This window comes from Chryseobacterium shigense, assembly GCF_014207845.1.
GTDB classification, from domain to species: domain Bacteria; phylum Bacteroidota; class Bacteroidia; order Flavobacteriales; family Weeksellaceae; genus Chryseobacterium; species Chryseobacterium shigense_A.
Genome location: NZ_JACHLC010000001.1, coordinates 601992 through 622481 on the forward strand (window position 1 = coordinate 601992; position 20490 = coordinate 622481).

Annotated in this window: 20 protein-coding genes; 9 read left to right on the top strand and 11 right to left on the bottom strand. The window is 36.5% G+C overall.

Annotated elements, in window-relative coordinates:
* Window positions 1-3: 3 nt before the first annotated feature.
* Window positions 4-513 carry an isopentenyl-diphosphate Delta-isomerase gene (gene idi, locus HNP36_RS02700; protein ID WP_184160682.1) on the bottom strand — a complete coding sequence of 170 codons (510 nt, stop codon included), beginning with the start codon at window positions 511-513 and terminating at the stop codon, window positions 4-6.
* 368 nt (window positions 514-881) lie between these two features.
* Here idi and HNP36_RS02705 point away from each other — a divergent pair, with 368 nt between their 5' ends.
* Complete coding sequence (locus tag HNP36_RS02705; RefSeq protein WP_184162295.1) at window positions 882-1283, top strand: phosphoheptose isomerase; 402 nt, start codon at window positions 882-884, stop codon at window positions 1281-1283.
* 97 nt (window positions 1284-1380) lie between these two features.
* Window positions 1381-2340: a D-2-hydroxyacid dehydrogenase gene (locus tag HNP36_RS02710; RefSeq protein WP_184160680.1), complete on the top strand. Its 960-nt coding sequence runs from the start codon at window positions 1381-1383 to the stop codon at window positions 2338-2340.
* A 48-nt stretch (window positions 2341-2388) separates the two neighbouring features.
* Here HNP36_RS02710 and mscL read toward each other — a convergent pair whose 3' ends face one another.
* Entirely contained in the window at window positions 2389-2829 is a 441-nt protein-coding gene (mscL, locus tag HNP36_RS02715; RefSeq protein WP_184160678.1) for a large conductance mechanosensitive channel protein MscL, read from the bottom strand.
* Window positions 2830-3055: 226 nt separating this feature from the next.
* On the opposite strand from mscL, the gene HNP36_RS02720 reads away from it, so the two are divergent.
* Complete coding sequence (locus HNP36_RS02720) at window positions 3056-4555, top strand: NAD(P)H-hydrate dehydratase (protein ID WP_184160676.1); 1500 nt, start codon at window positions 3056-3058, stop codon at window positions 4553-4555.
* Window positions 4556-4998: 443 nt separating this feature from the next.
* On the top strand, window positions 4999-6450 hold the full coding sequence (locus HNP36_RS02725; RefSeq protein ID WP_184160674.1) for a hypothetical protein: 1452 nt from the start codon (window positions 4999-5001) through the stop codon (window positions 6448-6450).
* 434 nt (window positions 6451-6884) lie between these two features.
* Here the strand turns inward: HNP36_RS02725 and lgt are convergent, their stop codons facing one another.
* Window positions 6885-7751 (bottom strand): prolipoprotein diacylglyceryl transferase, encoded by an 867-nt coding sequence (gene lgt, locus HNP36_RS02730; protein ID WP_317168968.1) that lies wholly within the window; start codon window positions 7749-7751, stop codon window positions 6885-6887.
* 423 nt (window positions 7752-8174) lie between these two features.
* Window positions 8175-8426 (bottom strand): membrane protein insertion efficiency factor YidD, encoded by a 252-nt coding sequence (gene yidD / locus HNP36_RS02735; RefSeq protein WP_184160670.1) that lies wholly within the window; start codon window positions 8424-8426, stop codon window positions 8175-8177.
* 101 nt (window positions 8427-8527) lie between these two features.
* On the opposite strand from yidD, the gene HNP36_RS02740 reads away from it, so the two are divergent.
* Window positions 8528-9805, top strand: a complete 1278-nt coding sequence (locus HNP36_RS02740; RefSeq protein ID WP_184160668.1) for a replication-associated recombination protein A — start codon at window positions 8528-8530, stop codon at window positions 9803-9805.
* 58 nt (window positions 9806-9863) lie between these two features.
* Here the strand turns inward: HNP36_RS02740 and HNP36_RS02745 are convergent, their stop codons facing one another.
* From HNP36_RS02745 to HNP36_RS02765, 5 genes are all read right to left on the bottom strand, one after another.
* Window positions 9864-10304, bottom strand: coding sequence for a hypothetical protein (locus HNP36_RS02745; RefSeq protein ID WP_184160666.1), 441 nt, complete (start codon window positions 10302-10304; stop codon window positions 9864-9866).
* A gap of 302 nt (window positions 10305-10606) precedes the next feature.
* Window positions 10607-12814: a DUF2339 domain-containing protein gene (locus tag HNP36_RS02750; RefSeq protein ID WP_184160664.1), complete on the bottom strand. Its 2208-nt coding sequence runs from the start codon at window positions 12812-12814 to the stop codon at window positions 10607-10609.
* Window positions 12815-12917: 103 nt separating this feature from the next.
* A complete protein-coding gene (locus HNP36_RS02755; protein ID WP_184160662.1) occupies window positions 12918-13640 on the bottom strand; it encodes a hypothetical protein in 723 nt (240 codons plus the stop codon).
* Between the two features lie 380 nt (window positions 13641-14020).
* Window positions 14021-14869, bottom strand: a complete 849-nt coding sequence (pheA, locus tag HNP36_RS02760; protein ID WP_184160660.1) for a prephenate dehydratase — start codon at window positions 14867-14869, stop codon at window positions 14021-14023.
* 113 nt (window positions 14870-14982) lie between these two features.
* On the bottom strand, window positions 14983-15393 hold the full coding sequence (locus tag HNP36_RS02765; protein WP_184160657.1) for an acyl-CoA thioesterase: 411 nt from the start codon (window positions 15391-15393) through the stop codon (window positions 14983-14985).
* A 136-nt stretch (window positions 15394-15529) separates the two neighbouring features.
* Here HNP36_RS02765 and dnaA point away from each other — a divergent pair, with 136 nt between their 5' ends.
* The 3 genes from dnaA to HNP36_RS02780 all read left to right on the top strand — a co-directional run bounded on the left by dnaA (window position 15530) and on the right by HNP36_RS02780 (window position 18294).
* The gene (gene dnaA / locus HNP36_RS02770) at window positions 15530-16984 is read left to right on the top strand and encodes a chromosomal replication initiator protein DnaA (protein ID WP_184160655.1); all 1455 of its coding nucleotides are present in this window, start codon (window positions 15530-15532) and stop codon (window positions 16982-16984) included.
* A gap of 130 nt (window positions 16985-17114) precedes the next feature.
* Window positions 17115-17585 carry a low molecular weight protein-tyrosine-phosphatase gene (locus tag HNP36_RS02775; RefSeq protein WP_184160653.1) on the top strand — a complete coding sequence of 157 codons (471 nt, stop codon included), beginning with the start codon at window positions 17115-17117 and terminating at the stop codon, window positions 17583-17585.
* A gap of 10 nt (window positions 17586-17595) precedes the next feature.
* The gene (locus tag HNP36_RS02780) at window positions 17596-18294 is read left to right on the top strand and encodes an SAM-dependent methyltransferase (RefSeq protein ID WP_184160651.1); all 699 of its coding nucleotides are present in this window, start codon (window positions 17596-17598) and stop codon (window positions 18292-18294) included.
* A 143-nt stretch (window positions 18295-18437) separates the two neighbouring features.
* On the opposite strand, the gene HNP36_RS02785 is transcribed toward HNP36_RS02780, so the two are convergent.
* Window positions 18438-18815, bottom strand: a complete 378-nt coding sequence (locus tag HNP36_RS02785) for a GxxExxY protein (RefSeq protein WP_184160649.1) — start codon at window positions 18813-18815, stop codon at window positions 18438-18440.
* Window positions 18816-19071: 256 nt separating this feature from the next.
* Between HNP36_RS02785 and HNP36_RS02790 the strand changes: the two genes are divergently transcribed.
* Entirely contained in the window at window positions 19072-19449 is a 378-nt protein-coding gene (locus HNP36_RS02790) for a hypothetical protein (protein WP_184160647.1), read from the top strand.
* Between the two features lie 65 nt (window positions 19450-19514).
* Here HNP36_RS02790 and HNP36_RS02795 read toward each other — a convergent pair whose 3' ends face one another.
* Entirely contained in the window at window positions 19515-20402 is an 888-nt protein-coding gene (locus HNP36_RS02795) for a DUF4349 domain-containing protein (RefSeq protein ID WP_184160644.1), read from the bottom strand.
* Between the last annotated feature and the right edge of the window lie 88 nt (window positions 20403-20490).

Below are 20490 nucleotides of genomic sequence, written 5' to 3' on the forward strand. Positions count from 1 at the left end.
CAGTTAAAAATGGTGTTTATATTCTTCAAGGATAATTTTAAACCATTCTGTGAAATTTTCCGGAGACTCAATTATTTCTTTATCCAGATCTTCCATTGAAATAAATCTTACTTCTTCCACTTCATCCTGGTTTAAATTGAAATCAGCTTCATAATTTCCTGTAAATACATGGTCGAGTTCATGTTCCCAAAGACCGCCTCCCACATCTGCTTTATAGATAAAACTGAATTTTTCTGAAAGTTCCGTTTCAATTCCCAGCTCTTCTTTTATACGGCGTTCGGCTCCTTCAAGATAAGTCTCATTTTCTCTTGGATGAGAGCAGACCGCATTGGTCCACTGACTGGGAGAATGGTATTTTCCGGGTGCTCTTTTCTGGAGCAGCATTTCACCTTTGCCATTGAACAAAAATACAGAAAATGCACGGTGCAGAAGGCCGTTAACATGAGCCTGCTGCTTTTCCATAAGACCTAGAATTTCATCTTCAGGATTCACTAAAACTACAAATTCTTCCATTTCTACAAATGTAAGCCTAATAAATGTATTTTGAAAATTTTTGGAAAAACATCATATTTATGGGAAATCTAAGTTGCTAAACAGGCTAGCTTCAATATGCACAGACTGAACATTCCCCTTCTCCGGAGGGTCGGCTTTCAAAATTCAAAGAATTTTGAAAGCCGGAGTGGTTTAAAGATTTTTATAAATTGAAGACATTGTGAATTAAATATAAATAAGAAAATTTTTAACCATAAGGATTGAAATTGCGAATAAAATATTTATATTATTCATTAAATATTATTTTTTATAGTATTTTATTTACTTAAACTCAATTTAATACTCCGTTTACTTATAAAAACTGTAACTTTGCAGCTCAAATTTTAATGATGGAATTAGAATACAAAGAGCATATAAGTCCTATTCTTAAGGACGGGGTAAAAAATTATTTAATAGATATAGACGGTACCATTACAGATGATGTTCCGAATGAAGAACCCGAAAGAATGGTTACCTGCGAGCCTTATCCTGATGCGCTTGAAACCATCAATAAATGGTATGATGAAGGGCATCAGATCTGTTTCTTCACTTCAAGAACAGAAAATCTGAAGCAAATTACTATCGACTGGCTTGATAAGCATGGCTTCAAATACCACAGCGTACTCTGCGGAAAACCAAGAGGAGGAAACTATCACTGGATAGATAACCACCTGGTAAGAGCTACAAGATACAAAGGCAAATTTACTGACCTTGTAGAAAAGCAGGTTACCATAGAAGTTTTCAAAGATTAAGAAATCATATATAAAGATTTAAAAATTAAATGACAGAAGTGTACGCACCGGAGCCTTTAATTTTTAAATCTTTTCACTTTTAATATCAATTGTACTTATGAAAGTTTTAGCAAACGACGGTCTGGATCAATCTGGAATTGATGCTCTGGCTGAGAAAGGTTTTGAAGTGATTACTGCAAAAGTTCCGCAGGAGTTTTTGGTGGATTACATTAATGAACATAAAATCCGTGCCCTGTTGGTAAGAAGTGCCACACAGGTGAGAAAAGATATTATTGACGGATGCCCGACTATTGAGATCATCGGAAGAGGCGGTGTAGGAATGGATAATATTGATGTGGATTATGCAAGAGAAAAAGGAATTCATGTGATCAATACACCTTCTGCGTCTTCAGAATCGGTTGCTGAACTTGTTTTTGCCCATTTGTTTTCAGGAGCAAGATTCCTTCAGGATTCAAACAGAAAAATGCCTTTAGTAGGAGATACAGAGTTTGCCGGTCTTAAAAAAGCCTATACTGCCGGTATTGAACTGAGAGGTAAAACCATTGGGATCGTTGGAATGGGAAGAATAGGACAGGAGGTTGCAAGAATTGCCCTTGGATTAGGAATGAGAGTGGTTGCAGCGGATAATAATGTAGGGAGAGCAAGCATCAAAGTGAAATTCTACAACAATCAGTTCATTAATGTAGACATTGAAACTGAACCGCTTCAGGATGTATTGAAGCATTCAGATTTCATTACGCTGCATGTTCCGGCTCAGAAAGACGGATATATGATCGGGAAAAATGAATTTGATATTATGAAAGACGGTGTAGCTATCGTAAACTGTTCAAGAGGAGGTGTTATTGACGAGTCAGCTTTAATTGATGCATTGGATTCCGGTAAAGTGAAATTTGCAGGACTGGATGTTTTCATCAATGAGCCTACGCCTTCCAAAGAAATACTGAACCATTCAAAAATCTCTCTGACCCCACATACAGGAGCTTCCACGTTAGAGGCTCAGGACAGGATCGGGCTTTCTTTGGCAGACCAGATATCAAGTATTTTACAGATTCAGTAATAGCTAAAAGATAAAAATAAAAAGCACCTGTTTGAGGTGCTTTGTTTTTTATATATTGTTTTTACTTTTAAGAAGATCTCTGATTTCTGTAAGCAATTGCTGGTCTGCAGTAGGTCCGGCAGGAGCTTCGGCTTCGGCCTTTTTCATTTTGTTAATCATTCTTACCATAATAAAAACTACCAGGGCAAGCAATAAAAAGTTAATGCCTACTGTAAGGAAATTTCCATAAGCAAAAATACTTGCTCCGTCTACTTTTTTTGCATTCTCTAACACCATACCTGGCTTTACACCATTGTTAGGGTCAGAAAGAACAAGGTACAGACTGCTGAAATCCGGCTTACCTATAACTGCTCCCACCAAAGGCATAATAAGGTCGTCCACAACACTCGTTACTATTTTCCCGAATGCTCCTCCAATGATAACCCCTACAGCCAGATCGAAAGCATTGCCCTTAATGGCAAATTCTTTAAACTCTTTAACAAATCCCATAATTTATATTTTTTTAATTAGTATACACACGCAAAAATATAATTAAAAAATGTAAAAAACATTACTTTTTAGAGTTTTTTAGTCCATAATTGATCAATTACTAGCAGTAATTAATTAGATATTTTCATAAAATTTTCTATTTTGATTAATATTTTATTGTTGTAATGATTTACTGTAATCTGTCAAAGAAAACTTTCGTAATTTGGTTAAAAGTTTACATTGTCTTATGAAAATTTTTACCGCAGAACAAATACGTCATTGGGATCAGTTTACAATATCCAGCGAACCTGTTTCATCAATACAGTTAATGGAAAGAGCATCAGAAGCATTGGCCGGCTGGATCTCTGAAAATTGTAAGAATTACAGGAAATTTACTGTTTTTTGTGGGAACGGAAATAATGGTGGTGACGGTTTTGCTGTTGCAAGAATACTTTATTTAAAAGGTTTTGATGTAGATGTTTTCATCAAAGATTTAAAATCAAAGTTTTCAGAAGACGGTGCGGCAAATTTTAAAAAATTAAGGGATTTTTCAGGAATATCTGTAAAAGAATTCAAAGATATAGATCAGAATAATTTTGACAATAAAACCGTGATCATCGATGCACTCTTTGGAACAGGCTTATCAAGGAATATAGAAGGCGAATACAAGGAAATCATTGATAAGTTAAATGCCAGAAACAATGTAAAGATCTCGGTGGATCTTCCTTCCGGCCTTTTTGCTGACAGTATTTTACAGGAAGATTCCACTGTCTTTAAAGTAGATTATACCTTAAGTTTTCAGTCCTGGAAAAAAGCTTTTTTGCATCCTGAAACGGGTCCGTATGCCGGAAAAGTAATTATTTTAAACATTGATTTGAATAAAGAATATGCTTCCGATACAGAAACCAATGATTTCGTTATTGATGATTCCGTTATTGAACATATTTTTAAACCAAGATCAGAATTTTCCCATAAAGGAACCTATGGCAAAGTAACACTTGCAGCCGGAAGTTACGGAAAAATAGGAGCTGCGGTACTTTCTGCAAGAGCTGCTCTGAAAACAGGAACCGGACTCACTTTTACTCTTGCTCCCAAATGCGGATATGAAATTCTTCAAACCTCATGCCCGGAAGCTATGTTTATTGAAGGAGGAGAAAATCATATTCACCGTTTTGAGATTGAAAAAGATTCTGTTGCCGGAATAGGACCAGGCTTAGGAACCGACACGGGAACACAAAAGGCGCTTATACAATTTTTAAAAGACTACACGAAACCTCTGGTTCTGGATGCCGATGCATTAAATATATTAGCTCAGGACAAAGAAAACATAAAGCTGATCCCTGAAAAATCAATAATAACTCCGCATCCTAAAGAATTTGAACGTCTTTTCGGAAAACAGGAAAACTCTTTCCAAAGACTTGAGCTGGCAAGAAATAAAGCAAAAGAATTTCAAATCTATATCGTTCTGAAAGATCATCATACACAGGTAGTTACACCTGAAGGCAGGGTTTATTATAACATTACAGGGAATTCCGGCCTGGCAAAAGGAGGAAGCGGTGATATTCTTACCGGTATTATCACATCACTTGTTGCCCAAAAATATTCTGAAGAGCAGGCTGCCATTTTGGGAATCTGGCTTCATGGAAAAGCTGCTGATTTTGCTGCTGAAAAATATTCCAGGGAATCCATGCTCCCAACAGATGTTATCAATGAACTGGGAAATGTATTTAAAATTCTGGAAAAATAAATTTTCAGAGCCTAATTTCATTTTGAATATTTTTCGCAGGGTTCATATTCCCTGAATTTTCCTGATTCAGTTCTGCAAAATAAAGTTTAAGTGGTATATCAAATCTATGAAAGTGTAATATTTTATACTTTTTACATCTTTGTTTTTTCTGTTTTTTAATTCTGATTATTAATTGGTTATGACTTTGTCATGTTTTTGTAATATTGGTTTTTTTGGAACAATTGATCCTGATAATCCAAATTTGCATTCTACTTTTAAACACAACACAGATGAAAAACACACTTTTACATTTTCCTTCAATCACTCAACCATAAGCTAGGAATATTATACCAATCCGGTATAATACTCTTACCTGCCCTTGTTACCAATTTCATCATGAGGTAACAAGGGTTCATTTAAAACATGATGATTCTAAAAACACAATTAATTAAAAACATTCAAAGATGAAAAACAGAATTTCGGTAATGGCATTACCCGCTTTATTATTTTTTGCACAAAGTGCATTCGGGCAGGTTGGAGTGAGTACTCCCGATCCAAAAGCAACATTAGATGTGGCAGCAGTTCCTGCTGATCTTACAAAAACAGATGGTATCATTGCACCAAGGCTTACAGCAGACCAGGTAAAAGCAAAAGATAATATTTATGGTGCGGCACAAACAGGAAGTATTGTATATGTTACACAGGCATTAACGACAGTTCTACCTACAGGTGCAAAATCAGCTAACTTAACGGCACCGGGATATTATTATTTTGATGGTACAATCTGGCAGGTTTTAAATACCAGTGTTGGTATCTGGAACCAGAAAGGAACCACCAATACTGTTGCCCATACATCTGCTGAGAATGTTTGGAGGGGCGGAAGTGTAGCTGTAGGAGAAGATATTGGGAATTCAGCGGTTAAATTTGCTGTTACTAACAGGATTACGGATGGGAGTACAACAAATTCATCAGGAATTGGAGCGGTAGAATATAGCAATGGTCCGGGGCAGAAAAGTGCAATATATGGCCTTCTTGAAGATACTGCGTCATCAGGTACCAGTGTAAATCTAGGTATGATGAGTACTGTAAATGACAAATCAACAACTCTGTCAAGAGGAAATGCCGGTTTATTTTCCTATAGTTTGATTGGTTCAAAGGATAATTCATCATCATTGATCACTGGTGTAACGAGTAATCTTTTTCTTTATTCAACAGGTACTCTTTTAGCCGGAAATGTTTATGGTACTACATCGTATGCTGGTGGGACCGCTGCTGCTGGCTCTAATAACACAGGAGATATCTCCGTAAATAATCTCCGTGGGGTAGATGCAACTGCAGCACCTTATACGGTAAGCGGCCACAACTTTACATCACCAATGACCATAGGGGGACAAATGGAAGTAAGCCTGCAAGGAGGCGGAACATCAGATCTTGTCTCTGTTTATGGAGCTAATGCATCAATTAATACCACAATGGCAGGAGGTAATTTAAAAGTTACAAATGCAATGGCTGCATTAAGATCTTATACGGGCTTTGGCTCAACGGGTACTTATGATGTTAACAAATTATACGGGTTATTTGTTGATGTGGCAGAAACAGGAAGTGCAAGTAAAAGATTAGGTAATTCATATGGTATTTTTATCAGCCGTTACCGTTTTGCAGGAGACACAGCTAGCAATGCCTATAACCTATACTCTCAGGGAGCAGACACAAAAAATTATTTCCAGGGAAGAGTAGGTGTGGGAATCAATACTCCTGGCGCTCAGCTGCATATTGTAAAGCAGGCTACGGACCTTACGCCGGCTATTATTGCAGGATGCAATGAATATACGGACAATGCAGATGCAATTTCGAATGGTTTACCGCAAGGTGCCCTGTACAGAACCGGAGATGTATTAAAAGTAGTACACCCGTAAAACTTCATAAGTTAGATTCATAAGAATCTGATGAATGAAACAACAGATAATTGATAAGATAGTTTTACCCTCTAACCTAACCATTTCAAAGTGTATTTTAAATTTTAACACTGTACCCCTTCAAAATCAGGTTAGAGGTAAAACTTTTAAAAAGATTTATAAAATAAATACTTTAATGTCTGAATTTAAAGTTTTACAATGTCTGCCGCAGAAATGGGGCAGTTTTTATTATAATAAGAATGAAATGACTGTAGTTTATAAGCCTGAAACATGTTGCCGGCTTCTGCGGGAATAGTTTTTATCTTATTTCCTCTTTTTATATATTTTGGTTTTCATCCCTGGAATGTTGAGACTGTCAGAGCCCGGACTAATGAATAAAAAAGCGTTTCAGAGTTGAATTCTGAAACGCTTTAATTTTTTTCTATGGTTGGTAATTATTCAGGTTTTTCGTTTTCTGCCTGGGTAATTTTAAACTTTTTTGAAATAATCATAATAACAACTCCGGCAATCATAAACGGAATGGAAAGTACCTGTCCCGTATTCAGGCCGCCGATGTGAATAAACTCATCTCCCTGAGGCTCTTTCAGGAATTCAACAAAGAACCTGATTGCCCAAAGGATAATGAAAAACAGCCCAAACAGCCATCCCTGCTGGTATTTTTTATTGGTTGTTCTGTATAGAATCCATAATAAAATGAAAAGACATACATATCCGATGGCTTCGAGAAGCTGCCCCGGATAGCGCGGAACGGTTGGACCGTATTCACTGCTTTGCTGTGGGAAAAGTATAGCAAGAGGAGAGTTCGGGTCAACGGCTTTTCCTACAATTTCAGAGTTGAAGAAATTCCCCAGTCTTACAAATGCGCCACCTAAAGCAACCACAATTCCAAGTCTGTCATACACCCAGAAAGGATTTTTCTTAATGATCTTAAATGAATAATATAAAGTGGTGAAAATCAAGGCTATCGTTGCGCCATGACTTGCAAGTCCTGCAAAACCTGTAAATTTAATTCCGTTTTTAGTGCTTATCGGTAAAAATACACTCCAGAAATCCTCTTTAAACAGTTCAGGCTGATAAAAAATAACGTGGCCTAATCTCGCTCCCAGGATAGTTCCGATTAATGTCCAGGTAAAAAGCGGTTCCAGGTATTTCTGGTTTACATTGTCAATTTTAAAGATCTTCGACATTAAAAGATAACCAAAACCGAAAGCAAAAACAAACATCAAGCTGTAGAAATGCAATGTGCTTGACCATATTTTAATACCTTTTGCAGGGTCCCAGATTTTAAAAGAAGTCTCCAGTGTTACACTATCAGTACCGTTAATAGGTTTTGCTGTTTTTACAGCATATTTGAAACTGCTGATGTTTTCCTTGGTAGGAGAGCTGTCAACTATTTTAAAATTTTTATCAAAAAACTGATAGTGAAGCCCTTTGTATTTATCTAAAGTGTTAACACTGTAATTAAAGTAGGCCGGTTCAAAATTCGATTCATTCAGGATAACCAAAACATTGCTGTCCGTAGTTTTGTCCGGAAAAGCATTCAGGTCACCTATTTCTGTGGTAGAGTAGATCTTTACCGGGACACTGCCTCCATTTACTTTAAGAGTACCGTCCGATAAGCCTCCGGGGTAATTCTGTGCGAAAGCAGATTGTGTAATAAATGCAAATACGATGAGGTAAATTCTGAAAATTAGATTACTCATTTCTATTAATTTAATAGTTTGTTACTGATTTAATTTTTTCGGTGGAACAGGGTCGTAACCGCTGCCTCCCCAGGGATGGCATTTTGAAATTCTTTTTATTCCCATCCGCAATCCCCTGAATATGCCATGTACCTGAAGGGCTTCCACCATATAATGGGAACAGGTAGGTTCGTAACGGCAGTTTTTGGGAAGTAGGGGCGAAATAAACCATTGGTAAAATTTGATCAAAATTACCAAAGGAAAACTGATGATTTTATTGAATGTAAGTTTCAAAACAATGCAAAAATAGGGTAAAAAAATTAAAATTAGTTTAATTTTGTTATAAGTTTCAGGGATCAGAAACCTGAATCCATTTACCCAAAAAATAAATTATCTTGAGCCAAAATATACCATTAGCCGAAAAATTAAGACCTAAAACCCTTGACGAAGTTCTTGGCCAGGAACATCTTACCGGTGAAAAAGGCACGATCAGGAAAATGATCGAGAATAATACATTGAATTCCCTTATTTTCTGGGGCCCTCCCGGTACCGGAAAAACAACGCTGGCTGAAATCATTTCTGAAAAATCCGGCAGGAAGTTTTATAAGCTTTCGGCAGTTTCTTCAGGGGTGAAAGATGTACGTGATGTAATTGAAGACGCTAAAAAGCAAAACCTGTTTTCAGGAAAGTCTCCCATTTTATTCATAGATGAGATCCACAGGTTCAATAAATCCCAGCAGGATTCATTATTGCATGCTGTTGAGAAAGGATGGATCGTATTAATTGGCGCTACTACGGAAAATCCAAGTTTTGAAGTGGTGTCCGCACTTTTGTCAAGAAGCCAGGTGTATGTTTTAAAAGCCTTAAGTTATGAAAAACTTGAAGAACTTATAGATATTGCCTTACAGAGCTACAATAAAGATGAGGGAACCGGTTTTAAGATCATAGAAAAAGAAGCTTTCATACAGTATTCGGGTGGAGATGCCAGAAAGCTGATCAATTCTGTAGAGCTTGTTCTCAACCAGTACAGGAATTCAGACACAAAAGAGATCAGTAATGCAGATGTTCTGGCTGTTCTGCAGGAAACGATGGCGCTCTATGATAAAAACGGTGAGCAGCATTATGATATTATCTCTGCTTTTATAAAATCCATGCGTGGCGGTGACCCGAACGGTGCCGTTTACTGGCTGGCAAGAATGATTGCGGGTGGGGAAGATATCAAGTTTATCGCGCGAAGGATGCTTATTCTAGCTGCTGAAGATATAGGATTGGCCAATCCGAACGCTTTGGTGATTGCAAACAACTGTTTCCAGGCAATTAATGTGATCGGGAATCCGGAAGCAAGGATTATTTTGAGTGAAACAGCCGTTTATCTTGCCGTGTCCCCTAAAAGCAATTCTACTTACATGGCTATTAATGATGCACTGGCTCTTGTAAAGCAAACCGGAAATCTCCCTGTGCCCCTGCATTTGAGAAATGCACCAACCAAGCTTATGAAAGACCTTGATTATGGTAAAGAATATAAATATGCTCATTCCTATGAAGGAAATTTTGTAGAACAGGACTTTTTGCCTGAGGAAATCAGGAATGCAAAGCTTTACCAGCCGGGGGACAATGCTACGGAAAAGAAAATCTACGAAGAACTTAAGAAAAAATGGAATGACAGATATTGAAAAAACAAAAAGGATACTTCAAAAGTATCCTTTTTTATTGTATAATTTTATGTATTGCCTATTTTAATGCGCTTGTGCTCAGGAATACTGTTTTTCTTCCGTTGTTGTCCTTCACTTCCACATTTCCCATCATATCACCGTAGATCTTTGTACTGCTGTCAGAAAACTCATAGCCTTCAATAATTACCGGTGTGTTTTCAGGCACTCCGTACTGTGAGTTTAGTTGGGCTAAAGAAATTACATCCAGGCCTTCATAGCCATTTTTGATTTTAAATTCTGTCAGGCCTTTTTCTGCAATGAAGCCGTATTTTTTTAAACCCTGAGGCAAACTTGCCGGGCTTTTATAAATGCTCGAACTCTGAACGATGGCTTTTCTTGCATTGAACATGCCTACTGTTCCTACAGCATCATTCGCTACTGCAAACTTTACAGAAGGATTTTTCTGGGCAGATAATGCTACAGATGATAAAATTAAAAAAGAATAGATTATTTTTTTCATAACCGGATTATGTAACTGTTAAAAACTGGATAAATATAATTAATTTTTATAAAATGTGAATGAATTTTTATGATATTTTAAATATTCTTTGAAAATAATAGTTTTTTAGAAAATGATTTGATATGCAGAGGGAAGCTTGAAGAGGGAAGACAGAAAGGATAACTGGCCATCAAAATTGATTTTCAATAACTTTACTGATTTTGAATTTAATATCAGTTATCACAAATAATTTAATGATTGAACTACAGTTAAATTATCGTAGAATATTTCTTCCTTCTTCCCGCCTCCCTCTTCCTTAAACTTTATTCCTCTTTTTCTTCTTCCTTTTTATCAACCATATTTTTGATGATATTTTTTAATCTTTGGAACGTGAAAGAACTTAACAGTAAAATAACTCCCAATAGGATAAATGCGGTAATTCTGGAAATATTATCCATCTGCCATACATCATAGCTGTAAAGTTTCAATACCATGATGCCTATAAGTACAAATCCTATTCTGCTGTATTCGGAAATGTTTCTTTTCAGGCTGATATAGATGAAAATGCTTGCAAGAATAGTCCATATAATCGGAAGATAAAGGATATTGAAATGTTCTTTCGCCTCATAAATATGTGAAATGTCATTAACAGAGCTTAAAATATAAGTATGATAGAATCCGCAGCTTATAGCAATAACAAGTGCAGCGGAAATCATCCAGTAAGAAATCCTTGTTTTATAGAAATCCAAATGGGAAACCGAACTCCACAACACATATACAAAAGGAATCCAGTGAAGAAGGTGGATCATATAAAAACCGGATGTAAGTTTTTTCTGTAAAACGGCCGTAACTACTGCTGAGGCTGCAAATGATGCATTCAGAACAATAAGAAGCAGGAACAGGTAAATAAGCCCCGTCTGAATAATACCGCCAATACCCAGTTTTTTCTTTAGTATCATAAGTGCAAAAATGTAATAAATACTGAAAAGAAGACCAATACTTGTAATGGCGGGCCAGGGCATATCCGAAATATGATAAGTAATTTCCAGCAGAAGGGCAATGTATATAACGCCATAACTTACAACGGCAAAAATGTTTTCAAAAAAGCTGTTTTCCTGTTTCAGGGTTTCGTTTATCTTTTTTAACAGGAAAAGATTGGCAATAGTTGTAGTAACAGTTACAAGACTGGTTAGAAATACAGGATTAAATACAATGCTCATATTGTCTTTATTCAGGTATTCTGACCATGTTATGATTTGTGCAATAATAACAAGAGGAAAGAGTACATAAAAACATGTTTTGAAAATATCATGTCCGCTTTTTTTCCACAGATAAAGAAGAAGGGTAGTTTCTATGGCCCAAACACTTGTAATAAGATGGCTCTTGAACTGCAGAGCAACTGCTACAGTAACCAGGCTGACCGTAAGTGCTGCAAAAATAGAGTAACTGAAGCCAAAACTCTTTTTTCCATACTCTCTTAAAAGCAGTAAAGCATTAACAGCAGCAAAAATAAGAGGGAAAATAATTACCGGCTCATAGCTTAATCTATCGAATATATAAACTAAACCGATAATGCCGGAAAAATTAATGAGCACCAGCATTAAAGTATCCCACGGGGAAAGTATATTTTTCTTGATATAATCCTGGAGGGCAAAAATGTAGAAAATAATATAACTGATAATATAAAAGACAATACTGAGGAGTTCAGGTTGTTTTACCGTCCAGAAGAATAAATAAATGCTGGTGAAAATATAAGAGATCCATCCCACGCTTTTCCAGTTTTTTAGAAATGCAGTGGTAAGCATGCCTGTATTCAGGAGGGTAAGATAGGTAAAAAGGAAAAGATAATTGCTTTGTCCCGTACTGATCATTAAAGGAGCTGAAAATCCTCCAAACAGGGCGAAAATAATCAGCACTTCACTTTTATAATAATAGGCGAGGAGAATAGAAATTATAGTAACCAAAGTTGTAATGAAGAATGCTGTATTCTGACTGAACAAATGGTATTCCCGGAATGCAATGGTTGTAGTGAAGTACAGAACGGCAATTCCGCCTCCCGTGATGATGGATGCAAAAACAGCATAATTCTTTCTGAGAAAATGTCCCGTGAGCATAATTCCTGCGCCAACAGCCAGTCCTATTCCCGCTCTGGCAGTTTCTCCGATCCAGTTTTTATCGATAGCGTATTTTACAAAATAACCAATTCCAAGAACAAGAGTGAAAATACCGATAATGGTAAGGATATTCTGCTTTAAAAAATCAAAAACAGGTTCCAGCCAATCTTTCCGGGGTTCTGAAGGCAGTTCATCCGGAGTGTTTTTCATGGAAGCTGTAATAGTCTGTGCCGGTTGGGATACCGTGCTTTCTTCATTAATTATCGGTTGTCGGGTATCTGTATTCTGTTGAGGTGGGTTGATTTTTAAATTCAAATCAAAAATCTCCTTCTCAAGCTTCCTGATCTTGTTATTAAGATTGTTGAAGATAAAAAAAATGACTGCTATGATTAATATGGTTAGAAAAACTCCATTCATTCTTTAGTTTTTATCAAATATAAACTAAATGTAACAGGATAAAAAATTAATCCACCACATATTCTGTGATGGATTAACCGTGCAGAGTGATTAAATTGCGTTCTTAATTTGATACTTTGTAAATGTAAAAGGATCCAACACTGGTTCCTAATAATCCAGCTTCAAGAGCTGAAGATCCTGTAAGCCCGAATGAAATTTTGTCTCCGGTTTGGAATGAATATAGGGAATTGATGCTACTTTCGGAAATCGTTAAGCTTAAAACAAGTGGAATTGTAAGACCACTGAAAGAACGGCTGTCAATCAGGGTGCCTACTCCTGCTCTGTTTCTGAAAATACCGATTCCCGGAGTATTGGTGAGGATAGCTGCCTGCAAACCAGCTCCGTAACGGAAAGAAAATCCTACGGCATATACCCCGTTAGATGGAATGGTATATGTGTTATCCGTATCGGAAAATAAACTGGCAGATCCTACTGATCTTTCGGCGGCAAGGAAATTTACGGCCCTGAATCCTGTTGGGAAAAGACCTAAACTGATCAAAGTAATTCCGGAAGTTTTCTTCGCGGCATACACAGAAGAATTGGTATTCGCTGCTGCGGAAGCAGCATCAATAACTACCTGGGGATCTACTTTGGCAACCTGGAATGTTCCCTGGTTTACTGCCATAATTTCATATCCCGGCAGTGCCGTTACCATAGGAGTATCACGGATCTTTACAGTTCCGTTTACATCTAATGTTGCAGTTGGGGTAGGTGTATTAATTCCAACCTGGGAAAATACAGGCATTGCAAATAAAGCTAGAAATAAGCTGTAGATGTTCGTTTTCATGAGTAAGTTTTTTAATTAGTTTTCTGAATAAATAAAGCAAAAATCATGCCTTGTTTTACAATTTATTCAATTATTTATTGATTATGGTGTGAATATTTTAAATGTAAATTTATTATTAACTTTATATTATTTGTAAATCATGTTATGTTTGAATATTATTGAAATGATATTGGGGTAAAAGTAATAATTTATTTTAAATATATCCCTGTATTATGAATTAATTATTTTTCCAGAATCTTTTATACTGTCACTTTTCATGACAAATTGAACTGCAATTGTGTCAGTATTTTTCCAGGTGTTGTGATGTTACAGGCTGATAGTGAGCAAAAAAAACACTGCTCTAAACAAGGCAGTGTAGGTTTTCAGTATATGTATATTTCTTAACTTTCGAGGAGGAATTCTTTATAATTTCCTAAAAAATCTACCTCCGCATTAATCGATTTAAGCTCTAAAAGAGCATTCCCGTGAAGTATTTCTTCCCATTTTCCAACCACATTGATAAAGAAGAAGTAGTTTCCAAGGCCGGTTTTCAGTGTCCGGGATTCAATTTTGCTGAGGTTCATTTTTCGCCAGGCAAAAACGGAAAGGACCTGGTGAAGTCCACCCGCATGATCTTCCGGAAGATTGATCAGCATACCGGATTTCTCTCCCAAAATTTCAAGGTTTGTATTGTGGTAAGCAGGTTGTTGTTTGGTAATAACAATAAAACGGGTGTGATTCTGCTCAAAATCCTGAATGTTCCGGTGAATAATTTTCAACCCGTACAAATTGGCGGCAAACTGATTTGCTACAGCAGCTATTTTCAAATCTTTATTTTCTGAAACATATTTTGCTGCGGCTGCGGTAGAAGAAAAATCCTGTCTTGTTACTTCTTTATAGTGGGTATCCAGGAAATGGAAGCTTTGCGCCAAAGCCTGTGGATGCGAAAATATTCTCTCTATATCTTCCGGATTATGATCGGGATGAATCATCAGATGGTGCGCAATAGGCATCACACCTTCTGCTTCAATTTTGATGGCCGGTGTTTTATAGAGGTAATCCAGTGTCATGGAAACTGTTCCCTCAATAGAATTTTCCAAGGGAACAACAGCTTTTTCAGCTTCTCCGCTATTAACAGTATTAAAACAGTCCAGAATATTGGCCTGTGGTAAAAGTTCCTCATCCGGAAAAAGCTGCGTGGCTGCAAGCTGGGTAAAACTTGCATGCGGACCCAAAAATGCAATTTTCATTATCTTAATATATCAATGTAGAATTATATTGGAAGTACAAAGATGCAAATTAGTTTAAAAACAAACGTGTTTCATTAATGACATTTTGCCTGTAGCCCATCATCTGCTGTTTTCTAATGTTGCCAGTTCTCTTCAATAAGTTTCATCAGGAAATCCGGACATTTTATAATCTTGCTGGTTTTTGCATCCAGAAAGAACAGGGTAGTGGATGCTTCCGTAATCTTCACCTTTTCTTCATTGAAGATTTCATATTCAAATTCAATTCTTACGCCCGGAATTTTTTTTACATACGTGTGAATTTCCAATTTTTGATCGTACAGGGCAGGACGGATGTACTTTATTTTATAATCCGAAACTGGCAGCCAAATTCCTTGGTTTTCAATTTCATCGTATGAGATTCCTATGCTTCTGAAGAGTTCCACCCTTCCAACTTCAAAGTACTCTGCATAGTTTCCGTAGTACACATATTTCATAGGGTCTGTTTCTCCGTAACGTACTCGTAATGAGTGTGTTGTATGTATCATTTTTAGTCCTTATTTACACATACAAATATATTTTTAAATAATCAATACCTGCAATATTTTTTTTTAAAAAGAAAAAATTGGACCTTTGTCTTCCTTCTAAAAAAAGTACTAACAAAGATTTAATCGGGGCATAAATATGGATGAAAATTTAATGATGATATGGCAGAAATGCCTTCAGTTCATGCGGGATAATTTGAATGCAGCTGAAGACAATTCTGATCTTAAGAAGCTTGAAAAATCCTTCGACATGCTATTCGATAAGGTACAGCCACTTTCGTTGGTTGCCAATAACCTTACGCTTATAGTGCCGAGCGATTTTTACAAGGAATATATCGAGGATAATTACCTATCCCTGCTTTCTGCTGCCCTGAAGAAAAATCTTGGAAAAGGTGTGAAATTATGGTACTCTGTCATGGAAAACAGGCCTGCCGGTGAGGAAAAGCCAGTAACCATGAACATGAAGGGAAAAAGTGTTCCTACCCCAAAAATGCAGGAAACAATGCCGCAGGGATTCTCTGCCAATATTGTAAACCCTTTTGTGGTTCCGGGAATAAGAAAAGTAAATATAGATTCCAACCTGAAATCTGATTATTCATTTGATAATTATATTGAAGGAGAAAGCAATAAATTTGCTGCTACAGTAGCAAGATCAATCGCAAAAAGACCGGGAGCAACGGCTTTCAACCCATTATTCCTTCACGGAGGATATGGCGTTGGAAAAACCCACTTAGGCCAGGCGGTAGGGCTTGAGGTGAAAAATCAGTTTCCGGATAAAGTAGTTCTTTATCTGTCTTCTGAAAAATTCATCCAGCAGTTCATTTCGGCAGCTAAAGCACATAAGCAGACAGAATTTGCCAACTTCTACCAAATGGTGGATGTTCTAATCATTGATGATATTCAGTTCCTGTCGGGTAAATCTGCCACACAGGACAGTTTCTTCCATATTTTTGACCATCTTCACCAGAACGGAAAGCAGATCATCCTTACATCTGATAAGGCACCTGCGGATATCATGGATATTCAGGAAAGAATTGTTTCCCGTTTCAAATGGGGACTTTCTGCTGAAATCAAATCTCCGGACCTTTCTACAAGAAGACAGATCATTGTAGACAAATTAAGCAGAGACGGAATTGTTCTTCCTGGTGATATGCTTGATTTCCTTGCTGCAGAAGCTAAGACCAATGTAAGAGAGCTTATCGGGGTAATCAACTCTGTAATTGCATACTCAACTGTTTATAAAACTGATCTGAGCCTTGAATTACTGAAAGATACGATTAATAAGATTGCTGCTAATCAGAAGAAAATCATCAATATTCCTTACATTCAGGAAGTGGTGTGCGATTATTTCGGAATTAAAAAAGAACAGCTTCTTTCAAAAACAAGAAAAAGAGAAATTGCTCTTCCAAGACAGTTGGCAATGTATTTCTCAAAAGAATTAACGAACGCTACCTTTACAAAAATCGGTGAGGAAATGGGCGGAAAAGACCATTCAACGGTAATGTATGCCTGTGATACCATTAAAGATGTATCAAAAATTGATAAAGAAGTAAAGAAGTACGTTAAAGATCTTGCAGAAAGAATTAAAAAATAGAAAATAATTTAATCTTAATAAACTGAAATGGAGAATAGTGGTATTCTTCATTTTTTATTTAGTTTTGCTGCAGAAAAGAATGATCATGAAATCCTTTAATCTTTCAATCTCTCAATTATAATAAACTGGTATGAAAATATTAATGGTCTGCCTCGGAAATATCTGCAGGAGCCCTTTAGCAGAAGGCATTATGAAGGCAAAAGTTCCGGAAAGCTATATCGTAGATTCAGCGGGAACAATTTCAATGCATGAAGGAGAGCATCCTGATAAAAGAGCAATTAAAACGGCTGCGAATCACGGGATTGATATTTCAAAACAGAAATCCAGGCCCATTACCAAAGCTGATTTTGATACCTTTGACAAGATCTATTGTATGGACATTGATGTATACGAAGATGTGATCTCAAAAGCCAGTAATGAAGAACAGCGACTGAAAATATCATTATTTTTAGAAGCTGCGGGAAATCACAAAAATGCTGAAGTTCCTGATCCGTATTGGGGAGATTTGAAAGATTTTGAAGAAGTTTTTCAATTGCTTGATACAGGTTGCAATATTATTAAGAACCAGCTGATCTCAGCTACAACTCAAAGAAAGAACTAAAAACAATACGATGCTTTTTTTACTCCCGGCTTATTTATCAGAAAACACTTCTATTACTCATTTTTCACCCGTTCTGAAGGATTATATCATGCAGACGGATTACTTTTTTGTAGAAAATGAAAAAACGGCCAGAAAAGTTATTAAATTCTTTGCTCCTGAAAAGAAACAGGCAGATCTGAAATTGTTTTTACTGGATAAATACACTGAAAATGCGGATATCAAAGAAGCTCAGACCCTGATGCTGCAAGGACAGGATTTCGGGCTCCTTTCTGAAGCTGGCCTTCCATGTATTGCAGATCCCGGAAACCTGATTGTGAAATGGTGTCATGAGAAAAATATCAGGGTGATGCCTGTTTCAGGGCCTTCATCTATTATTTTAGCTTTAATTTCCAGTGGATTTAACGGCCAGGAATTTACCTTTCATGGTTATCTTCCCATAGACAAAGGAGAAAAGAAAAAACAGATTCAGCGCCTCGAAAGCCTGGTACAGCAAACGGGATATTCCCAGATTTTCATGGAAACTCCGTACAGAAATAACCAGCTTTTCGAAGACCTTACCAAATTTTTATCTCCGAATACAAAACTCTGTATTGCTGCCAATATCAACGACCCGGAACATGAATTCATCCAGACAAAGACCATCAATGACTGGAAAAAAGCAAAACCGGAACTTCACAAAATTCCGGCAGTATTTGTCCTGGGGAAGTAGTTTTTCAGATTAATAGTTAATAAGGTAGAATTTACTTCTATTACTTTATGCCTATTTTTTTTATTCTCACAGATTTGGCAGATCGAGCAGATCCTTTTTTATGAATATTATAAATCTGCATAATTTGCTAAATCTGCAAGAGGCTAAATATTGTTAACCACTCTTTTCACACCATCCAAAATATTAGTCGTATTAAAATTAATCAGCAATCCTAACTTTTTATCCGAAAGTTTCAGATAAGTATTTAGCTGTTTAAAATGAATATCCTCTAAGCTCTTTACAGATTTAAGTTCAAGAATTACTTTATCCTCAACCAAAATATCAATTCTGAAATTAAGGTCAAATTCTTTATCATCATAAGAAATAGGAATTGCCAATTCGGACTTTACATCAAGTCCATTTTCTTCTAATTCATAAATAAGAATTTTCTGATAAACAATTTCAAGGAGACCGGGACCAAGCTTATTGTACACATTAAAGATACATTTTCTTACGATGTAAGAAATTTCGTTTTCATTCATTTGTTTGTGTTTTATCTTCTGCCAAATCTAATATTTTAAATGACTCTATTGCAAGATTTATTCTTGAGCCGCTATAAATGGCTATCAGTTAGTTCATAAAAAATCTGCATAATCTGCCCGATCTTCGGGAGCTATAAAATATTTAATTAAGCATTTCATCAACGTAACTCTTTCACAAAAAACATTTAACAGCCCTTAACATTCCCTTTGCACCATTCTTGTTTTACATCGTGTATAACACCAAAAAAAATAAATTATGTCAGACAAGAAATTAGCAGGAATCTGGATTGATACAGAAAAAGCAGTAGTTGTAAAGAATCACGATGCTCAGAATGCATTCAAATTTTTCCTTTGCAGTCCTGTGAAAGCAGAAATACAGCATGGAAATTCAAGTGAAAATGCGGCTAACAATGCAGAACGTACCAACCGGGCAAAATTTTTCAAAGAAGTGGAACATCTTCTGACCAATTCCCAGGAAGTTTATATTACAGGTCCCGGGACTATTCAGGAAGAGCTTAAGAAATATCTCCATGATACGGCTCAGTTTAAAAATCTTGATATAAAGCTGGATACAGCACAGAAAATGTCGGATGAACAGGTGCTTGAAACTGTTAAGAATCATTTCAATGCTTAAATTGTAGATAATGCAGTAAAAATCCGGGCATCACTGATGCCCGGATTTTTATTATGTCATTAAAACTAATTATTTTTTGTTCGTCCTGCTTTCCATTTTCTCCATAGAAAAATGATGAGTGGAATAATGAGAAGGTATGGCCAGAATGAGATAATTCCTAGCAGAAAACTGATAAAACTGTTCCAGCCTTCCGTTACAGAATCTGCAAAACGGCTTCCGAAACCAACTTTTGAGGTTGAAGAACTTCTTACCTTTTCTTTGTATAAGCTAAGATTGAGGGTACTGTAATTCACGCGGTCATCAATGAAACGGAGCCTGCCTTCAGCCACATCAATCTCATCTTCCAGCTGGCGGATCGTTTCCTGGATCTCAATCATATCTTTAGTGGTGGAAGCATTTTTAAGCATATCCCGGTATTTTTCAAGATAAATTTTCTTATTAGCCAGCTTAATGGAAATGTCTGTGTATTCTTCAGTGACATCATCAGAAGAAATATTTTTGGCTAAAACAGATCCCACTCCGTCAGAAAATGAATTGACCAGTACATCGAAATTTTTGTGTGGTACACGGATAACCAGATCCAGATTATCATCCGTGTCTGTATTCTGAAACTGCTCATTTTGGATGTAAGCATCATTTTTCTTTATGATGTCTCCTACCTGGTTCTGGGCTTTTTTAATATCTCCTACCTGGATTCTCATGTTCCCATTTTTGATGACCTTTTTAGTAATAGTGTCAATTTTCTTCGACGGTATCTGTGATTGAGGGGATTTATTCACTTCTGGAAGCAATTTTTCAGTCATCTCTTTAGGAGGAGCAACCTGATAGGCATCTTCAGCTACTTTGTATTCTGATACGGTCTTCGCTGCAGGAGAATTTACAGCTTCCAGCTCAGATTTTTTGCATCCGCTCATCAAAAGAAGTATGCATAAAGGTAAAAATAATTTTTTCATGAATATTTTTTAATGAATCTTATCAAAAATTATGCTTAAATCTTTATTTTTTTTCAAATTCATATGTTTTTATTGGAATGTTTGTCAT

Coding starts and splice junctions, on each gene's coding strand:
- mscL (WP_184160678.1), bottom strand. CDS start 2,829: ATGGGATTTGTTAAAGAGTTTAAAGAATTTGCCATTAAGGGCAATGCT.
- HNP36_RS02725 (WP_184160674.1), top strand. CDS start 4,999: ATGAAAAACAGAATTTCGGTAATGGCATTACCCGCTTTATTATTTTTT.
- HNP36_RS02705 (WP_184162295.1), top strand. CDS start 882: ATGGAATTAGAATACAAAGAGCATATAAGTCCTATTCTTAAGGACGGG.
- HNP36_RS02755 (WP_184160662.1), bottom strand. CDS start 13,640: ATGAAAACGAACATCTACAGCTTATTTCTAGCTTTATTTGCAATGCCT.
- HNP36_RS02775 (WP_184160653.1), top strand. CDS start 17,115: ATGAAAATATTAATGGTCTGCCTCGGAAATATCTGCAGGAGCCCTTTA.
- HNP36_RS02745 (WP_184160666.1), bottom strand. CDS start 10,304: ATGAAAAAAATAATCTATTCTTTTTTAATTTTATCATCTGTAGCATTA.
- HNP36_RS02720 (WP_184160676.1), top strand. CDS start 3,056: ATGAAAATTTTTACCGCAGAACAAATACGTCATTGGGATCAGTTTACA.
- HNP36_RS02795 (WP_184160644.1), bottom strand. CDS start 20,402: ATGAAAAAATTATTTTTACCTTTATGCATACTTCTTTTGATGAGCGGA.
- idi (WP_184160682.1), bottom strand. CDS start 513: ATGGAAGAATTTGTAGTTTTAGTGAATCCTGAAGATGAAATTCTAGGT.
- HNP36_RS02710 (WP_184160680.1), top strand. CDS start 1,381: ATGAAAGTTTTAGCAAACGACGGTCTGGATCAATCTGGAATTGATGCT.
- HNP36_RS02780 (WP_184160651.1), top strand. CDS start 17,596: ATGCTTTTTTTACTCCCGGCTTATTTATCAGAAAACACTTCTATTACT.
- HNP36_RS02750 (WP_184160664.1), bottom strand. CDS start 12,814: ATGAATGGAGTTTTTCTAACCATATTAATCATAGCAGTCATTTTTTTT.
- HNP36_RS02785 (WP_184160649.1), bottom strand. CDS start 18,815: ATGAATGAAAACGAAATTTCTTACATCGTAAGAAAATGTATCTTTAAT.
- pheA (WP_184160660.1), bottom strand. CDS start 14,869: ATGAAAATTGCATTTTTGGGTCCGCATGCAAGTTTTACCCAGCTTGCA.
- HNP36_RS02790 (WP_184160647.1), top strand. CDS start 19,072: ATGTCAGACAAGAAATTAGCAGGAATCTGGATTGATACAGAAAAAGCA.
- dnaA (WP_184160655.1), top strand. CDS start 15,530: ATGGATGAAAATTTAATGATGATATGGCAGAAATGCCTTCAGTTCATG.
- HNP36_RS02765 (WP_184160657.1), bottom strand. CDS start 15,393: ATGATACATACAACACACTCATTACGAGTACGTTACGGAGAAACAGAC.